Raw genomic sequence first — 18,078 nt, 5'->3', positions numbered from 1 at the left:
CGATGTATTTCGTGTGATCACTCTCGGGACCGTGTCCATCGCAAAATGAGGTTGGCGGCAATGGGTGCACCGATGATGATCAGCACAATCCGTGTCAGATGGTGGGTGATTACAAAGCCCAGATCAGCACCCGATACGATGGCCAGAACCGTCATCTCGGCCTGACCGCCGGGGGCAAAGGCCAGAAATGCTTCGACGGGGTGCCCCAGTCCTAAGCTTGTGACTATGGCGGTGAATGCGGCTGCCAGAATCGCAAGCACGACAACATACGAAACACCCGCTGCCACAACGCGGCGCAATTCAGTCCAGGTTACGCCAACAAACTGCACACCGATTCCGCATCCAATGAAGAATTGAGCGGCCAGCACGGCCTCGCGCGGGGGACGGGAGTGGATGAAATCGCCCAATGACAGCGCAGCAGTCAGGATCATGGGCCCCAGTATGGACGCGCCGAACAGGCCAATGCGTTCGCCCCCTTTCCAGCCGACCAGTGCTGCCATCACCATCAGCGCCAATTCATGCAACGGAAGATCGCGGGCGGGCTGACCGATCGGGTTGGTCAGATTTGCATCATACAACACCGTCAGGATTATCGGGGCGAGGGTGACGATGATCAGAACGCGTGTTCCATGTATCAACGACAGAGTGCGCGGATTGGCGCCGGCCTCAGTGCCGAAGATGATCATGTCCTGAAGACCGCCCGGCATTGCCGCGTAGAACGCGGTTTTCGCGTCGAAACCCCAAACCTTGCGGAAAAACGGAACGCCAACCAGCGCGATTAGCAGAATGAAGAAGGGGACCAACAGAATCGATGCGGCCATCTTTGGCAGCTGGGCAAATAGGGCGGGTGTAATCGACGCCCCCACTGCGACGCCCAGTATGGTACGCGCGGCTACCGAAATCTGCCCGAACCCCGCCATCGGGGCATGAGCCAGAGCCGCAATCAGGCATGCGCTCATCGGGCCGAACAAGAAGGGCAGCGGTAGGTTCAGCGCCCAGAACACCCCCGTGCCCAGAACCGCCAGGCTGAACGTCACGGCCCGTTTGGCCATGAGAGAGGGTGCGTTCGTGAGGGAAGGCAAGATGCAGGTTCCGACGTCGTTGACTCAGTATGTATCCAAATGTATGCAATAGGACGCAAGAGAGCAAGAGAGCCTGTGATGACAATTCAAGACGCCGCCATACAGCCCGGCCCACAAGGCAATTCTGCGTACCAACGCCTTCTGGACGAGGTTCGCGATGGCACGCTTCTGCCCGGCGATCGCCTGCGTGAGATTGAACTGTCCCAGCGGCTGGGTGTCAGCCGGACCCCTGTGCGCGAAGCGATCCGACAGTTGGAAGCGGACGGGCTGGTCACGCATGTTCCGCGGCAGGGCGCGACTGTACGCAGTCTAGATTACGCCGAGGTAATGGAGCTGTATGAAATGCGCGCGGTGCTTGAGGGCACTGCGGCCCGGCTGGCAGCACGTGCGGCGTCAGACATAGAACTGGATGAGTTGGACATATTGAATGACCGGCTTGCCGAGGCAGGCACTGGTCCCGACGCGGCTCAGATCAACAGGATTTTCCATGCAACGCTCCTGGATGCCGCCAAAAACCGGTTTTTGGCCAAGTCTATGCTGTCTCTGCAAAAGGCGTTGCTGATCTTAGGGCCTTCGCAATTGTTGGACAGCGAGCGATCCGAAGCGGCGGTGGCTGAGCATCGACGCATCATGGTTGCGCTGAAAGCCCGCGATGGTGCTGCGGCTGAAGCGGAAATGCGCGCGCATATTCAGGCTGCGCAACGGATGCGGATTCGTGCGTTGCAGGAACGCGACCGCTCAATCGACGAAAATCAGTAGGCAGGCAGAACATGGCAACCCAAACGGAAGTTTACGATATTGCCGTGATTGGCGGAGGAAACGCGGCTCTGTGTGCGGCGATGACGGCAGCCGAGGCCGGTGCCCGTGTTTTGATCCTTGAAACAGCCCCAAAACCCTATCGCGGGGGGAACTCGCGCCACACACGCAACTTTCGTTGTATGCATCAGGGCCCTTTGGGTCCCTTGGTCGACGCCTACAGCGAAGATGAATATCTATCGGACCTTTTGAAAGTCACTGATGGCAAAACGGACGAACATCTGGCCCGACTGGCCATACGAACGTCAGAGGAATGCCTGCCGTGGATGGAAGAGCGCGGGGTTCGCTTTCAACCGTCCCTGTCCGGGACACTTTCTTTGGCACGTACAAATGCCTTCTTTATGGGCGGCGGCAAGTCTCTGGTGAACGCGTTTTACAGGACAGCGGCTGGTCTAGGCGTTGACGTGCTGTATGAGGCCGCAGTGACGCATTTGGAGTTAAATGGCGATCAAGTTGAATGGGTGGACTACACCTACGAAGGACGCTCTCATCGCATAGCGCCAAAGTCCGTCATCGTTGCCTCGGGCGGATTTCAGGGGGACACGGACTGGCTTACCCGCGCTTGGGGGCCTGCGGCGCAGAACTTTCTGATCCGAGGCACGCCGTATAATCGGGGCGTTGTCCTGGCCGATCTTCTTAAACAGGGCGTTGAGAGCATTGGGGATCCCACGCAGTGCCACGCCGTGGCCATTGATGGACGCGCGCCGAAATTCGACGGCGGCATCGTCACCCGCCTGGACTGCGTGCCGTTTTCTATCGTCGTGAACAAAGACGCAGAGCGATTTTATGACGAGGGAGAGGACGTCTGGCCAAAGCGATACGCGATCTGGGGTCGCCTGGTGGCGGCACAGCCGGATCAGGTGGGCTATGTGATCATTGATGCGACGTCGCTAAACCTATTCATGCCATCCGTTTTCCCGCCGCTCAAGGCGGACACGTTGGAGGAACTGGCAGAGATGATGGGACTGCCTGCCGACAAGCTGACCGCAACGGTCAGCGAGTTCAATGCGGCCTGCGGTGACACCACCGGGTTTCATCCAACTGAGTTGGATGGGGTCGCAACCGCCGGATTGAGCCCGCCCAAGACCAACTGGGCCCGGCCGATTAATGAGCCGCCCTTTTACGGTTATTCGCTGCGCACCGGCGTGACCTTCACTTATCTGGGGTTGAAAGTTGACGACAACGCGCAATGCTCAACATCTGATGGCAAGATCAAAAACCTTTGGGCGGCAGGGGAAACCATGGCCGGGTCCATTCTGGGGCAGGGTTATCTGGCCGGTTTTGGCATGACCATCGGAACCGTTTTTGGGCGCGTCGCAGGACGTGAGGCCGCTGCTTATGCAAATTGATCTGATACAGGAAGCCCGCCGTCAGGCCGAGATCTGCAATGCATGCCGGTATTGCGAAGGCTATTGCTCAGTCTTCCCTTCGCTGCATTCGGAGCGCGCCTTCTCAGATGGTGACATCACGCAATTGGCCAATCTCTGCCACAACTGCCGCGGGTGTTACTATGCCTGCCAGTACACGGCACCGCATGAGTTCGATTTGAACCTGCCCAAAGCACTGGCCGAAGTTCGTCGGGACAGTTGGGAAAGCTTCGCCTGGCCGCAGCCGTTAGTGCGCCGGTTTCACACCCATGGCGGGGCCATAGCCATGGCGCTTGTGGTTGGATTTGCCGCGTTGTTCTGGGCAATCCGCGCGATTGGATCCAGCGGAGGAGAAGGTTTCTACGCCGTCCTGTCCCACAATGCGATGGTCGCGATTTTTGCGCCCGCTTTCCTGTTGCCGCTTTTCAGTATCGCTATTGGCCTCAGGCGCTATTGGACCGCGGTTGGCGGAACGCCCGTTCAGTTGGCAGACCTTAAGGTGGCTGTTGAACGCGCCGCAACGATGAGGGACCTGGCTGCAGGCCATGGAGAGGGCTGCAACTTTGAGGATGAAGACAGGTTCAGTCAGGCCCGGCGGCACATCCACCAGGCCATCATGTACGGTTTCCTGTTGTGTTTCGCCGCTACTTCCGTCGCAACCATTCTGCACTATGGCTTTGGTTTGCAGGCACCATACGGGTTTTGGTCCTTACCCAAACTGTTCGGGGTTTCAGGCGGCATCCTGTTGACCATAGGGTGCGGAGCCATGGTAATGCTGAAACAGAAATCGGATTCAGACCTTGGGGACAAATCCGCCTGGAGTGGAGACATCGGTTTTATATTGCTGCTTGGTTTTGTTGGGCTGAGCGGGCTTGTTCTCTATGCCCTCGGCGCGACGCCGTTGATGCCAGCCCTATTAGCCATCCACTTGGGATCTGTTCTGACGTTTTTCGTTCTGACACCGTTCACAAAAATGGCGCACGGGTTCTACCGCCTCGCGGCTCTTGTCAGGGATGCACAACGAAAGCGTAGCCTCTAACGGCTGAATTGAAGCTTATAGGGAATCGGATGTTTTTCGAGCCCGTCAGATTACCAAGAGCATTGGCGAAGGGTAGGGCAAATGCGCGGCTGTCGAATGTCACTTTCAGTTTGAGTATTTCGTGCATTGTATGGCCGCACAACTTTCTATCGCCGCAACGAAATCAGGGACTGGACGGGACCTATCTGCTCCCGGACCGGTGAAGGTGGTCAGATGCGCCGCTCCAATCATGGTTTGTCGGTCCTCAGGTTGCGCAAGACTGCTTGCGTAACAGTCGCCGTATCGGCTGATCCCCCAAGGTTAGGTGGCAGCAACCTTGCGTTCAGAAAGTCGTCCACAGCCCGCTTGATGGCATCAGCAGCCTCGGGCCGACCAAAGCTATGCTCGAACATCGTCGCCACCGACAGGATCGCGCCTAGTGGGTTGGTGATCCCCTGCCCGGAAATGTCAGGTGCACTGCCATGCGTTGGCTCGTAGAGCCCACCCTTCACGGGGTGCTCGTCGCACCCGATCTGTTCCACCGTTTCACTCCAGAGCTTTCCGCTCTCCATCACGTTGGATTTGTCCAGCGACGTCACGTGACCCCGCCGCCCGCGCTGGCCTCAAGGCATCGTACATGTCCAACTTGATCCGCAGACGGGTCAGCCCATATGTTTCTGTGATCGGTCCATCGAACGTGATGTCGTCCCATTCCGGTCCACCCACAGTGCCAACCAATATGGCATTCGCAGCTCGTGCCTTGGAAACAACCGCATCGGTGCAGAATGTGCCATGCGCATCCCATGACGCACCACCAAGAAGATCCTCCTCAATGTCGACCGCCACGTCGAATTGTCGGGCAACCTGACGCAACACCTGCAACCCGCTGTCCACGACCTCGGGGCCAATGTGGTCACCGCCAAGGCCGAGCACCTTGAGTGGCCCGTTCATCCCGCCATCCCTTGCTGCAGCACCATATGTATGGCACCTGGATCTAGATCTCGTTGAAGCAGGCGTAGGCTGGTGTGAAAGTCATCCAGATCAACGGAAGACGTCAGGACTGCGCGCGCAGATGTTTCCGCTTTGAACCCGGTCCGCCCATGCAGCCGCCGCTGATTGTCGAATAAGGTCACGCATCTTCGGTTGCGAGGTGGACGGGGTGTTCAACGCTGCCACTTGCGAATGGGTCATAGGGTTCACCCGCCATGACTGGCGGGTCGAACTTGGCTGAGTGCAATTTCTCCAAGAACAACGGTGTTCGCCATAGCACTGTGATTCAGACGGGTGCCAATCAGCCGATGGAAGGCTGAAGACGTTCCATCTGCTTTTCAGTCAGCCAGAACAAATGGCTCGTTTGCACCAACTGAAACTCAGTGGCTTGAAACACGCTGCTGAGATCGTGGCAGCCAAAAAAATGGGTACAGATTCTAAGAAAGCGGGGCAATTCGCTTCGCTCCGGTGTTGTTACAGTTTGTCGAACAGACGGCCCGGCAGTGCGTCGTGGCGTGGCAGGTTCAGGGCCTGCATCAGGCAGAATATCATCGCTTGGTTCGAGGTGACGACCGGTTTTTCCAACGCCGTTTCGATCCGCTCGATGGCCTCGACCGAGCGCATGTCGGTGCAACTGAGAACGATGACCTGCGCGTCGGTGTGGTCAGCCTGACAGGCCAGGTCAAAAACTTCGTCGGGTGTCAGCTCTCCCTGACCGTAATTGCCCAGTTCGCGGCCGACATCGGCGCAGTGTACGGTTTCGAAACCGTTTTCAGCCATGAACGCTATGGCCTGAGCATTGATCTCACCCAGATAGGGAGAAGAAAATCCGACCTTCGTGACCTCCAGCGCCTTGATGGCGGCGATCAGTGAACCGGCGGCGGTCAGGGACCGTGCCCCGGAACCGGATTCAATCTGCCGCGCCAGATCGGCGTCGAAAGACGGACCATGGGTCAAGGTGGCCGAGGTGCAACCATACAGCACCACGTCCGGTCGCACCCCAGATATCATGCGCAGGTCGTGACTGATATCCGAGGCGCCCAGACCAGCCATCTGGTTCGCGCCCGGAATCTCGTCCACGTCATAGCCGCCCATGCGCTGGAAATGAACGGTGGTGTTTGGCGGGCGCAGCATCTCCATATCCGGTTCCAGATTGGTGTTGGTGAACGGCACCAGAACACCGATCCTGGCTGCGGTGCGTGTCTCGGTCATGTCAACACTCCTTTCAGCACGTTGCGCGCCCTGTCCATCACGTCGGGGGGGCAGATGGTGGCACGCAGACAATCAGGCAAGCCATAGCCGCCCATGCCGCGCATCAGCAGATGTTCAGCCCGCAGCGCCACATCTGCCGCCTGCGCCTGCGCGGCCGAGGCAAAGCGGATCAGCACGAAATTGGTGTGGCTTTCGGGCACTGTCAGGCCCAGATCACGGCAGTTCTGCGCAAACCGGTCCCGGATCGCCGCCGTCTGCACCACCACATCATGCATATGAACCTGATCGCGCATCGCTGCTGCTGCTGCCGCCTGCGCGGCGATCGAGATATTGTTTGGGTTCAGTAGTTTGCGTATCTCGCCTGCGAGCCGGCCAGGGAAATACCCCCATCCGGCCCGCGCCCCGGCCAGCCCGTAGGCTTTCGAGAAAGTGCGCGTTATCACCGTATCCCCCTGATCCGCCAGCGCGAAGATTTCGGCGGGGTCGTTGGTGGGGTCGGCAAACTCGGCATACGCCTGATCTACCACCAGCAGCACATCGCGGGGCAGGGCGGCGCGCAGGCGGGTGATCTCGGAATTCGCGATCAGCGTGCCGGTGGGATTGCCCGGGTTGCAGACAAAGACGATGCGGGTCTTGGGCGTGACAGCGGCCAGAAGCGCATCGATCGAAACGGTCAGATCGACCTCGGACGCGACGGTGTATTCAGCCTGCGCCTGCGCCGTGGCCGAGGCGACAAAGGCATAGCCGTATTGTGTCCCAAGCACCTGATCACCCGAACCGGCAAAGGCGCGGATCAGACAGCCGATCAGCTCCATCGACCCGGCCCCGCACAAAATACGGGCAGGGTCCAGCCCGTGCGCCGCAGCAATCGCGGTCCGCAACTCGGGCCATTCTGGATCGGGATAGAGTGTCAGATCAGACATCGCCGCTTGTCCCGCAGCCACAGCAGCCGGGCTGGCGGGAAAGGCGCTTTCGTTTTGCGCCAGCGAAACGGTCTGCGCGCCGCCCAGATCAGCCAGCGCATAAGCGGCCATGGCCCCGACGGAAGGTACCGGACGGATCATGCGTCACCCCCGTATATTTTGGCGCCAGCGGCGCTGACCAGGCCGCGTTTCATATCCAGCGACAGCGCATCGGGATCGCGATCCGCAGGATTGCCGAACCCGCCGCCGCCGGGGGTGTCGAAGATCAGGTAGTCACCCCCTTCGACCCGCAGCTCGCCCTTGCCCGGAATGTCGCTATCTCCATCACGCAAACGGATGCGCCCGGGCGCGCCGGGTTCGCCACCCATGCGGCCAAGAGCGGGGAATTTCAGGCGTTCGACCGACAGGAAGACAATGAAGGGCGCATCGTTGGACGAGGTCATCTCGATCCGTTGTCCCAGCCCGCCGCGATATTTGCCCGCACCGCCGGAATCCGGGCGCAGTTCGCGCCGCCAGATGGTGACGGGCGCGACGCTTTCGGTAATCTCGACCTGACTGCCGAACACACCCGAAGGGTAGGCGGTGGCCGACAACCCATCCGCATGAGGCCGCGCGCCGGTGCCGCCATTGTGCACAGGTTCAACCGCGAATTTCCGCCCGCCGTCACGGGCCACCTCGGGCGCGTGTCGCATCGGCAGGTCGAACATGCAGCTTGCGCCTTCAGCCGGGACCTGATCGGGCAGGGCCTGATGCAGGCAGCCCAGCACCAGATCGGGTGTGACCTGACCCAGCGTGTGTCGCATCGCGACCGGCGCCGGGCGCTGCGCGTTCAAGATACAGCCTTTGGGGCCGTCCACTGTGAACGGCTCCAGCGATCCGGCATTGTTGGGGATGTCCGAACCGACAATGCAGCGTAGCGCGAAGACGGTATAGGCCGTGGCATAGTTCAGCGGCACGTTGATGCCCTTGCGTGAACAGCCCGAGGTACCGGTGAAATCCACATGCATCCCCGACTTGGTGACGGTCAGGGTGGCATGCAACTCCAGCTCGTTCTCATAGCCGTCCATCTTCAGAACGTTCCTGTAGACGCCTTCGGGCACTTCGGCGATGGCCTCATGCGTGCCGCGGCGCGAGGTGTCGATGATGTAGGACCCCAGCGCTTCCAGATCGTTCAGGCCGAATTCGTCCATCATCGCCACCAGCCGGCTCACCCCGGCCTCGCAGCAGGCGATCAGGGCATAGATGTCACCTTCGTTGGCGATGGGCTCGCGGCTGTTGGCGCGGATGATGTCCAGCAGCAGTGCGTTGGGGGTGCCTTCCTCGACCAGCTTGCAGGGCGGGATCAGCAGCCCCTCGTCATAGATATCGGACCCTTCAGGCCCCATGCCCAGGCCGCCCAGATCGACCAGATGCGAGGTGCAGGAGGTGAAGCCCACCACCCTGCCATCCTTGAACGCAGGCATCATCAGCAGGAAGTCGTTCAGATGCCCCGAGGCCAGCCACGGATCGTTGGTCATGTAGATGTCGCCCGGTTTCATGGTCTGAACCGGGAAGGCTTCGCGCAGGTGCTGTACCGCCTCGGCCATGGTGTTGATATGGCCCGGCGTTCCGGTCACGGCCTGTGCCAGCATCCGGCCGTTCACGTCGAAAATCCCGGCCGAGATATCGCCGCATTCACGCACGATGGGGGAAAAGGCGGCACGGATCAGGGTCTGGCCCTGTTCCTCAACCACGGCCAGCAGGCGGTTCCACATCACTTGAAGGCGGGCGGGAGAAAGATCGGCAGTCGTCATCATGCGCCTCCTTTCTGGTCCTGAACTAGGACGAGGTTTCCTATTGCATCCACATGGGCCGAGAAATCGGCCGAAACCAGCGTTGTGGTTTGCGGCTCGTGGATCAGCGCGGGGCCACACAGGTGATCCCCGGCTTTCAGATCATCCCGCGCCACAAACGCGGCCTGTTTTAAGGCCCCGTCCACATCGCAGATGATCGGGCGGGTGTCCGATGCGGTGATCGTCGTCAACGCGGGTGACTCGGGCAGGGGCGGCACGGCGCTGTCGCTTGTGGCGACGCGAACCGCCCAGTTCAGGATCTCGATCTGCATCCCCGGCACCGGGCGCGAGAATTGCTTGCGGTATTGTTCCTCGAATGCGGCGGTCAGCGGGGCGATGTCCCCTGTCGCGAGGGGGCGGTCGGGCAGGGTGATCTCGATCTCGTGCCCCTGACCGTTATAGCGCATGAAGGCGGTGCGCAGGGTTTCCGTTTGGGCATCGCCCGCGCCCAGTGTGACCACATCCTGTGCCTCGGTTATCATGGCGTCGAACAGGGCGTTGACCTCGTTGATCTCCATGTTGTCCAGCAGGGAATAGCGCGAGCGGACGATCTCGAAGCTGACCGGCGCGAACAGGAAACCCACAGCCGACCCAACGCCCGGGTTGGGCGGGATCACGATGCGGCCAACACCGGCGGACCGTGCCACGCGGCTGGCGTGCAGCGGCCCGTTGCCGCCAAAGGCGATCATCGTGCGCGGGCCCAGATCCTTGCCCGATTCCACCGCGTGCATCCGCCCCGCGCTGGCCATGCTTTCATCCACGATGCGGCTAACCCCGTCAGCCGCCCCCACTGCATCCAATTCGAGCCGCGACCCGATCACCTGGCTCAGCGCCTGTTTCGCATTTTCGGGGTCCAGCTTGATATGCCCCTCGGCAAAGGTGTCAGGAACGATATAGCCCAGCGTAATGTCGCTGTCGGTGACGGTCGGATCGGTGCCGCCACGCATAAAGGCGACGGGGCCGGGCTCGGACCCCGCCGATTTCGGCCCCACGGTCAGACGGCCCAGCCGGTCGACCCCGGCGACGGACCCGCCCCCCGCGCCGATCTCGATCATCTCGATCACTGGGATGCGCACCGGCATCCCCGATCCTTTGATGAACCGCGCCGCGCGGGCAATTTCGAACTGGCGCGAAGTTTGCGGGCGGGCCTTGTCGATCAGGCACAGCTTGGCGGTGGTCCCGCCGACGTCAAAGGACAGAACCTGATCCAGTTCGGCGCGCGCGGCAATGCGGGCGGCCAGAATGGCACCCCCGGCGGGCCCGGATTCTACCAGCCGGACCGGGAACCGTGCGGCGGTGCGCACAGTGCACATGCCGCCCCCTGCGGTCATCATCAGGATCGGGCAGGTCACGCCTTCGGCCTCGAACCGATCGACGAACCGCGCCAGATAGGTCTGCATCAGCGGCTGGATATAGGCATTGGCGACAGTGGTGCACAGCCGGTCGAATTCGCGTGCCTCTGGGCTGACCTCAGACGAGATTGAGACGGTCAGTTCCGGGCGTTCTGTGACCAGCACATCGCGCAGTTTTCGTTCATGCACGGGGTTTGCATAAGCGTGCATCAGGCAGATGGCAATGGCCTCGGCCCCGCTGGCGTCGATGTCATCCAGCAACGCGTCGATGGCCGCATCTTCGAGTTCAATCAGAACGCGGCCATCCGCGGCCATCCGCTCGCGCACGGTCAGCGCGCGTTCGCGTGGCACCAGCAGATCGGGCTTTTCCAGATTGATGTCATATTGCGAATAGCGCCGCTCATAGGCGATTTCCAGAATGTCGCGGAACCCTTCGGTGGTGACTGTCGCCACGACCGCGCCGCGCCGTTCAATCAGCGCATTGGTTGCAAGAGTCGTACCATGAACAAAGCCGGTCACATCACCCAACACGCGCCCGGATTGCGCCATCACGCGCATCGCGCCTTCCAGGGCGCCGTCGGCGGGGTTTTGATGAGTGGTCAGGGTTTTGGTCGAGGCGAGGATCGTATCTTCGCCGGAAACAAGAACCGTATCGGTGAAGGTGCCGCCAATATCAGTAGCCAGGCGCAGCGTTTGAGTTGTCATTAAATCTTCCGAAATTTCCGTGGTCACAGCAGGATGCCAGAGGGCCTTGGCCCAGCGATCAGGCCGGGATCACAAGATCACAGCCAGTGGCGCGGCGATCCATGGGATTGGAAATGCATATCGGTTTCATGGAATCCATCATTGCGCGACGGATTTCGCTCATCAAGGGTTTTGTTGGAAAGTTTCCGGTGTTGTCACAATAACCGCTGCTAGATTGCTCATGCCCAGTTTGGAACGTAGTTGGTATCGATGAAATCACCTGCCGCCAACCACAAGACCACCGCTGTCGACCTCAAATCATCGCGCATGCGGTGTGGCTGTAACCATGACATTACCCAATCTCGTCAACGGTAGGTTTGTTGTCGAAACAGGTCTGCGGATCATCGTCCAGGTGCCGGATACCCACGCACAGAAGATCGTTGACGCGGTCCTGGTCGAGAATACCCTCAAGTACGTTGACTACGATTGCGTTACATTCCGGACCACGCCCGGGGTCCAGCAATTCAGATCACTGGGAAGCGGGCGCAACGCGGCGACATCACATGCGGTCGAGGTGCCCTGTGTGGAACTGTCTTTCTTTCTGGGCAGAGACGAAGCAAGGGCCGTGCAGGTGCTCCGAGAGGTATTTTCCTCTCACCCCTACGAAGGAGCCGGTAGTATTCGTTGTGCCGTGCGCGCGGACGCTCCATATCCGGGGAATGGACGAAGACAATCCCAACAGGTTCTGGAACAACAATGCCGAAGATTGGGTGCCGGAAGAGCATCAGTAGACCAAAGTCCCGTTTCGCCCTTGCGAAGCGCTGTTTTGGCTGACCCGGCCTCGGGTCCAGGATGGCTTCGCAAAGTTATGCCTTTGGATTGTTCCTCTTGCTGAATTGGCTCGTTAAGATGGTGTTAGAGGCAACAAGCAGGAATACCCGATGAGTCGTGCAATCTTCATCCCATTAGCGGCTTTTGTTCTAGGCCTCTTTATGAATACTGAGCCTACAGCGGCGGCCTCACTCGGAAGATACGAGGTTTTTGGTGTTGAAGAGGGTGACATGCTGAAGATGCGTGCTGGACCAGGAACAGGCTTTAATGTGATCGTTGGGCTTCCAAATGGAACCGCCTTGCGGGTTCACAGTTGCGAACAAACCGGTGGCACCCGTTGGTGCCGAGTATCGCTGGATCGCGCGCGTAGTCTAAAGGGTTATGTATCCTGGGCCTATTTACGAGAAAGATGATCGGATGCACCCTGTGGTCCCCGCCCAAACAGCACCTTAACAGGTCGGTGGAACCCCCCATCTTTGCCGTTGGGTTCTTTGGCACCTGTATTTCTGGGCTGCCAGGAACAACACAATTGTCGGATCAGCCGTAACCCAGCCGAAAAAACCTGCCTCCAAGGGAAAATGGAGCAGGAGGCGCTTAGGCTGGTTTCCCTGAATGGTTCTTCTCGGACCGGACAGTTCGAACTCGAACGCGTTCAGATTTTGCTCTTGCGGCAAGCGGAGGCTTTGACGGGCCGCTTTGTCGCAAAGCTCTGATCGCAATTGAAATCGTAGTATCAGATATGAATCTGCCGTCCCGAACGGACGCGAGATAGGTCTGCCAGCAAGATGCCGCGCTTGCTCCGAGGTCAGCTGTGAGCCCGAAAACGGCGTTTGCAAATGCTTAACAGCTTTCAATGAGAGCGTTAGGCGGTTTGTTCCGACAGAATTTCCTCTGCGATCAGAATCACATCGCGGAGGAACAGGTCTATGTCCTTGCGTTGGGTGCGGTGATTGTTGAACGCGCAGCGAAGCCCATGTTTGCTCTGCACCGTGGTGTCCGAAGGCATAGCGAGTCCGCGCTCCTGAATCCGAAGCATAATTTCGGTATTGAGTACTTTGGTTGCATCTTCACCTGCCGCTAGATGCCGGAAACAAACAATGTTGAGATCTACAGGAGCGACAAGTTCCAGAAGCGGATGCGCCTCTACCTGTTCAGCCATATAACGTGCAAAGCCTATGTCTTGCGCAATGAGGCGCCCGAACTTTGCCGCCCCTTGTTCCTTGAAAGCCATCCAGATTTTCAACGCGCGAAAGCTTCGGCTAAGGTCTAGGCCGTAGTCTGCAAGGAACTTCCCGGCAATCATTCCGCGTTCCTGGAGTTGCAGGTAGGGGCCGTGCATCTCGAATGTCTTGAAGTGCGCTTCGGGATCCTTGATCAGTACAGCACCAGCGTCAAAGGGTGTGTGCAGCCATTTGTGGGGATCAATGGAAACGGAATCGGCGCGTTCGATCCCGGTGACCAGATGAGCGTGCTCGGGGGCAAGGCGCAATACACCGCCGATGCATCCGTCAACGTGGAACCATAGGCCCTCGCGCTCACACAGGTCGGCAATCGCGGTCAGGTCATCAATCGCCCCGGTGTTTGTTGTTCCAGCCGTTCCAATCACGCAAGCAGGTTGCAATCCATTCGCGCGATCTTGCCTGATCGCGTCTTCGAGGGCGTCGAGCCGCATTCTTTGGCGGTCATCGCTCACAATTTCCACCAGTGCTTTGGCGCCAAGGCCCAGCGTCTCCAACGCCTTCTGGTGACAGCTATGGACCTGATCAGAGGCGTAAAACCTAAGTGGTTTATCCAGCGCGGCAATACCATCCTGGCGCACATCATACCCGGCGGTAAAATTGCGGATCACAGTATGCGCCACAAGATTTGCCATTGACCCGCTGCTGGTCAGAGTACCACTCGCATTCTTGGGAAATCCCACAATTTCTTTTAGCCAATCAACGACTTGCTGTTCGACCTGCGCCGCACCTGTGTTGCCACCCCCAAGATTGCTGCCTTCTACGGCCGCGAGAAAATCACCCAATGCACCAGTGAAATTGCTGGCACCCATGTACCACCCCCAGAAACGTGGATGGATATTGCCCATGGGATACGCACGCACGGTCGCCTGATATTCATCGTAGACCTGCTCCAGAGACGAGGGATGGTCCGGCAAACCAGACTGGAAGGTGGCATGGACATTGTCGGGCATGGAACTCCAAACAGGGCGCTCTCGCACCTGTTTTAGATGGTCGACGGCCTCATCAACCATCCTGTGCGCGAGTACGCGGCTGGCCTCCCAATCGTCCGGATCAAGAGTTAACTTTTGGTGTTTCTCCATCAACAGCATCCCTTTGTTTCGAAGGAAAGAGTGATCGATAAGTGCATTCAGTGCAATCGTTCTACCGTCAGGTTGAATCTCCAACAGACGGTGAGTCCTGGTGGAGCGATGGTGGATCGGAAGGCTTATGCGTGGGCGTCCTACAGATTGGCGAAACAGCTTTATTGTCCGCAGAGCCACCATCCGATTATGGAAAATGCTGCGCTGTGCACGGACGTCCGCTTGGGGAAGCTGCACTGCAGAGTCGGGGGCATCGATGCGCGGGAACAATGGGCCGTCTTCGACTTAGCGAGATGGGTCCGCCAGCATGATGCCGCGCTTGCTCCGAGGTCAGTTGAGAGCCCGAAGTGACCAATGCTGCAAGATGCATGAATGTCTGCGTTCGCCGTCAATGTGTCATGAATGCGAGCTCGTCCCTGCATAGGTGACCCGTCGCAATAGCCATTCAATCGGGCCCAATTTGAACCAAATTCGCCAGACAGTCAGGACCACAATCAGCAAGATCGTGACTAGAATTGCGATGGACGACGCAGTTGCACGGCTTACTTCGCTCCACAAGTCCAACCCGTATGCTGAAAAGATGCTCGACAACAGAATTGATTGACCGAGGTAGATACTCAGGCTTGATCCACCAGCGGCAAGAGCGCGCGACATGACCGGCCCAGGTGGCCGCGAAATCGAGGCGATCACACCGAGGTATCCCAAGGTTGTTATGGGTGCGGCAATGATAGTCAGGGTTGCCCCGGTCGCGGCCGGGCCCCACTGCCATAGACCAGCCCCCAGCAAGCTGAGACCCAACCCCGGTAGCAAGCACAGCCGCCGCGCACGCTGCCAAAGCCGGTGGCAAGCATCGTCAATCATGCCCGACTTCACTGACGCCAGACCAAGGCAAAACCAACCAAGTGCAGAGATTCCTTGGATGATCAGGAAAAGTGGTAACGTGAACGCAAAACCGATACTCCTGAAAATCACAGCATCGAAGAAGCCCCCTTCACCAAAGGCCTCTTCCTCGTACTGGAAGATCTCAGCAGGCGTTTCGGATGGAGCAAAGAGCAAAGGGAGCCCGACGACCAACTGAAGAATAAGCAAAGCAGCCCCAACTTTTGCAAGTCGTGTCGCCGCCCAGTTGCGAAAAAAGTACAGGACAGAGCCAGTGATGGAATAGATCACAAGGATGTCGCCGGGAAAAAACAAGCAACCATGCGCGATCCCCAAGAGTAATAGGCCGATCATCCGATTGCGATACATGTGGCCAAAAGGCAAGGCGCGACGTTCCGCGGAACCCATCAGAAACCCAAGTCCAACCCCAAACATAAAAGAAAACAGGCCGTAGGTTTTAAGTAAGGCCAACCCATTGATAAGCCAAAGGACTACCTCATCGCCAAAGGTCTCTCCGACGGATTCAGTGAAGCCGTACAATGCAGAAAATGCGATGTACTAGACGTTGACGATCACAATGCCGAAGAGGGCAATGAGTCTCAGATAATCGGGCATTAGGGCGCGGTCATGCGTCCCTTTCACAGCAAGGCTTTCTTTGGATACATGTACGAAATTCTCCAGCGGGTCGTTGGGCTTTACTCGCCCAAAAGTCCTGCCTTGCCCAAGTCGATTGCAATTGCGGCTTCGTCGTGAAAGTTCGTTTCAGGCATTTTCAGGTGGAATCGGTCAATAAATGTTGACTCAAAACCTCCATTCTCTTCTCTGCTCAACTACGTTCATGCGCTGATTTCCTTACCTAAATTGAATGGTGAGAAATGAGATTACACCTGCTTGGCGCAAAGGGAGAAAAGATGGGTCAGTTCTGATTCAGTCAGGCTGTCAAACCTGCCCGAGAGATTTTCGATTTCGTCCGCTCGGGCTGTGCCCAATACGGGATCGGCCAGCAAGTGGAACTTCTCCGAAATCTGAACGTCGCTTAATGGCAGATCCGCATCTCCTCGTGGCGTGCGCGGAGCATCTTCAATTCGGCGGCCATCGTTCAGGATCACTGTCACCTGCGCCCAGCGTTTGTCCGTGCTGATCTGGGTCATCTCATCATCATCGATCAACGTGGTTGCGCGGCTGATCCGCAAGATCTCGGGATCATTCAGCGTGTCTGTAGTCAGCTCATCCACTCCAACTTGTCCGCGCACGATCATCGCCGCCACAGGAAACGCGATGGCATATGCAAATTCATCCTGGGATTTGGGCTCGTGCCCTGCCAACCGGGTTGCATAATGGAAGGTACGAATTTCAACGGCAGCAACCTGACTGTGGTGCAACGCATTTTCGCGCATGATGTCGCTTACCGCATCCAGTGAAGGGTGTGCCCAGCGACAGCACGGATAGGCTTTGTAATGCGTGTGATCGACCACGCGCCAACCTTGCCCCAGATCATCCCAAAACGCAGTTGCATCGGGGCCTTCGCAGGTCAAAGCAGGCGCGCCGGTAAACCCTTCCACCGCCAGATAGGCGGCGGTCACACCGCTTGGAGCCCCCCAGCCAACGCCATCGCGCACCATCGATGGATGATCGATGCAACGCATCATCTGGCTTCGCGGGCCATGGTATTCGCCGATACCTGCCGCATGACGTATGTGTTCGGCGTCACCGCCAAGCATCTTTGCGCCAGCTGCAGCAACGCCAACAGCGGTCCAGGCGCCGGACGTGTGATAATCTGCGCAGGTTGCGTGCTGCGCGAGACCGGCCCGATAAGAGATCTCGTAGGCAACTGCCAGCGCCTCGGCAAATCGCTTGCCATCAAGGGGCCGCCCGCTTTCGGCCTGCGCCTGCGCCATTGCAATCAATGCCGGGAAAACCGCTGATCCGGCATGGCCCTTACATGGGGTTGTGCCGTCATGCGCGTCAACACTGTCAATGGTGAAGGCCCCAGCCATTGCGGCACCCACCGGGCTGACGGTGCGCCCATCCATCAGCATCGGGACAGCGCCAGAACTGCCCCCACCAAAAATCATCGGAGCGACGCGTCTGACGATGCCAGACAAGGGGGTTGTTGAGCCAATCGCGGCAACACCCATTGTATCGGTAAAACTACGTCGTAGCGTTTCAAGAACCGCATCCGGCAGATCGTCATAGGTCAGGATCTGTGCGAATTCACCAAATTCAACGCGCATCGATTATGTGCCCTTATTGTGGAGCGTCTCGAACCTTTGACTTATTTGGCTGTCAAAACTTCAGGAAACAAGAAAATTACGTAATTCAATTTTGACCCAAACATCAAGCATCTCTGATCCAAACAAAAACCGGCCCTTCATCGAAGCGGCGGCGAAGGTGTCAAAAGAGCCCTAGTCGGTCATTGCCGAGTGACCCGGTAGCTGCGGGTGGATTAGGCCGCTGTACAGCTCATTGCCGACTTTGGCCGCCAAGTGCTCGTCAATTGTCAGAGTGAAATAATCGAATGTCGGTTGCGAGCCCAACCTGTGAATTCCGTTTTCTCACTGCGTGCGCTCGCAGCGCAGAAATGTCGCGTGGGCGATAGATTTGGTGCCGCCGCGCAGCGAGTAGACCAGCCTTTCATGCGGGCCGCGGCAAGGACAAGAGGCCGAATTCACATGTCGCGGACTTTGCTGCCTTTTGCCGGTGCAGCTATTGCCTAGGCAAAGAAACCTTCGTATTCGCGGCAGCGATCATTCGGCGGCGCGGCAGGTTTCC

General features: G+C 58.4%; 14 protein-coding genes. 4 read left to right on the top strand and 10 right to left on the bottom strand.

What is annotated here, in order from left to right; all coding sequences use genetic code 11:
- Positions 1–17: 17 nt before the first annotated feature.
- A complete protein-coding gene (locus tag AC2FLD_RS07175; RefSeq protein ID WP_496668190.1) occupies positions 18–1,052 on the bottom strand; it encodes an AbrB family transcriptional regulator in 1,035 nt (344 codons plus the stop codon).
- 108 nt (positions 1,053–1,160) lie between these two features.
- Between AC2FLD_RS07175 and AC2FLD_RS07170 the strand changes: the two genes are divergently transcribed.
- From AC2FLD_RS07170 to tcuB, 3 genes are read left to right on the top strand one after another with little or no spacing between them, the layout of a single operon-like run.
- A complete protein-coding gene (locus tag AC2FLD_RS07170) occupies positions 1,161–1,841 on the top strand; it encodes a GntR family transcriptional regulator (RefSeq protein WP_496668188.1) in 681 nt (226 codons plus the stop codon).
- Between the two features lie 11 nt (positions 1,842–1,852).
- Positions 1,853–3,247, top strand: coding sequence for an FAD-dependent tricarballylate dehydrogenase TcuA (tcuA, locus tag AC2FLD_RS07165; RefSeq protein WP_496668186.1), 1,395 nt, complete (start codon positions 1,853–1,855; stop codon positions 3,245–3,247).
- The gene (tcuB, locus tag AC2FLD_RS07160; RefSeq protein WP_496668184.1) at positions 3,237–4,304 is read left to right on the top strand and encodes a tricarballylate utilization 4Fe-4S protein TcuB; all 1,068 of its coding nucleotides are present in this window, start codon (positions 3,237–3,239) and stop codon (positions 4,302–4,304) included. The genes tcuA and tcuB overlap by 11 nt, the downstream gene beginning before the upstream one ends.
- Before the next feature lie 227 nt (positions 4,305–4,531).
- Here the strand turns inward: tcuB and AC2FLD_RS07155 are convergent, their stop codons facing one another.
- The 6 genes from AC2FLD_RS07155 to AC2FLD_RS07130 all read right to left on the bottom strand — a co-directional run bounded on the left by AC2FLD_RS07155 (position 4,532) and on the right by AC2FLD_RS07130 (position 11,297).
- Complete coding sequence (locus AC2FLD_RS07155; RefSeq protein WP_496668182.1) at positions 4,532–4,825, bottom strand: isocitrate/isopropylmalate family dehydrogenase; 294 nt, start codon at positions 4,823–4,825, stop codon at positions 4,532–4,534.
- A gap of 4 nt (positions 4,826–4,829) precedes the next feature.
- Entirely contained in the window at positions 4,830–5,234 is a 405-nt protein-coding gene (locus AC2FLD_RS07150; protein ID WP_496668180.1) for an isocitrate/isopropylmalate family dehydrogenase, read from the bottom strand.
- Positions 5,235–5,747: 513 nt separating this feature from the next.
- Positions 5,748–6,485 carry a maleate cis-trans isomerase family protein gene (locus AC2FLD_RS07145; protein WP_496668178.1) on the bottom strand — a complete coding sequence of 246 codons (738 nt, stop codon included), beginning with the start codon at positions 6,483–6,485 and terminating at the stop codon, positions 5,748–5,750.
- Positions 6,482–7,549, bottom strand: coding sequence for a pyridoxal phosphate-dependent aminotransferase (locus AC2FLD_RS07140; RefSeq protein ID WP_496668176.1), 1,068 nt, complete (start codon positions 7,547–7,549; stop codon positions 6,482–6,484). The genes AC2FLD_RS07145 and AC2FLD_RS07140 overlap by 4 nt, the downstream gene beginning before the upstream one ends.
- A complete protein-coding gene (locus AC2FLD_RS07135; RefSeq protein ID WP_496668174.1) occupies positions 7,546–9,201 on the bottom strand; it encodes a hydantoinase B/oxoprolinase family protein in 1,656 nt (551 codons plus the stop codon). Before AC2FLD_RS07135 ends, AC2FLD_RS07140 begins: the two co-directional genes overlap by 4 nt.
- On the bottom strand, positions 9,201–11,297 hold the full coding sequence (locus AC2FLD_RS07130; protein ID WP_496668172.1) for a hydantoinase/oxoprolinase family protein: 2,097 nt from the start codon (positions 11,295–11,297) through the stop codon (positions 9,201–9,203). The genes AC2FLD_RS07135 and AC2FLD_RS07130 overlap by 1 nt, the downstream gene beginning before the upstream one ends.
- A gap of 971 nt (positions 11,298–12,268) precedes the next feature.
- Between AC2FLD_RS07130 and AC2FLD_RS07125 the strand changes: the two genes are divergently transcribed.
- Positions 12,269–12,520, top strand: a complete 252-nt coding sequence (locus AC2FLD_RS07125) for an SH3 domain-containing protein (RefSeq protein WP_496668384.1) — start codon at positions 12,269–12,271, stop codon at positions 12,518–12,520.
- Positions 12,521–12,969: 449 nt separating this feature from the next.
- On the opposite strand, the gene AC2FLD_RS07120 is transcribed toward AC2FLD_RS07125, so the two are convergent.
- The 3 genes from AC2FLD_RS07120 to AC2FLD_RS07110 all read right to left on the bottom strand — a co-directional run bounded on the left by AC2FLD_RS07120 (position 12,970) and on the right by AC2FLD_RS07110 (position 17,540).
- On the bottom strand, positions 12,970–14,697 hold the full coding sequence (locus tag AC2FLD_RS07120; RefSeq protein ID WP_496668170.1) for a pyridoxal phosphate-dependent decarboxylase family protein: 1,728 nt from the start codon (positions 14,695–14,697) through the stop codon (positions 12,970–12,972).
- Positions 14,698–14,823: 126 nt separating this feature from the next.
- Positions 14,824–15,714, bottom strand: coding sequence for a DUF418 domain-containing protein (locus AC2FLD_RS07115; RefSeq protein ID WP_496668168.1), 891 nt, complete (start codon positions 15,712–15,714; stop codon positions 14,824–14,826).
- Between the two features lie 473 nt (positions 15,715–16,187).
- Positions 16,188–17,540, bottom strand: a complete 1,353-nt coding sequence (locus AC2FLD_RS07110) for an MmgE/PrpD family protein (protein WP_496668166.1) — start codon at positions 17,538–17,540, stop codon at positions 16,188–16,190.
- Between the last annotated feature and the right edge of the window lie 538 nt (positions 17,541–18,078).

Source organism: Ruegeria sp. CDSA021, from assembly GCF_059612325.1.
This window is presented reverse-complemented; position numbering and strand designations above follow the sequence as displayed.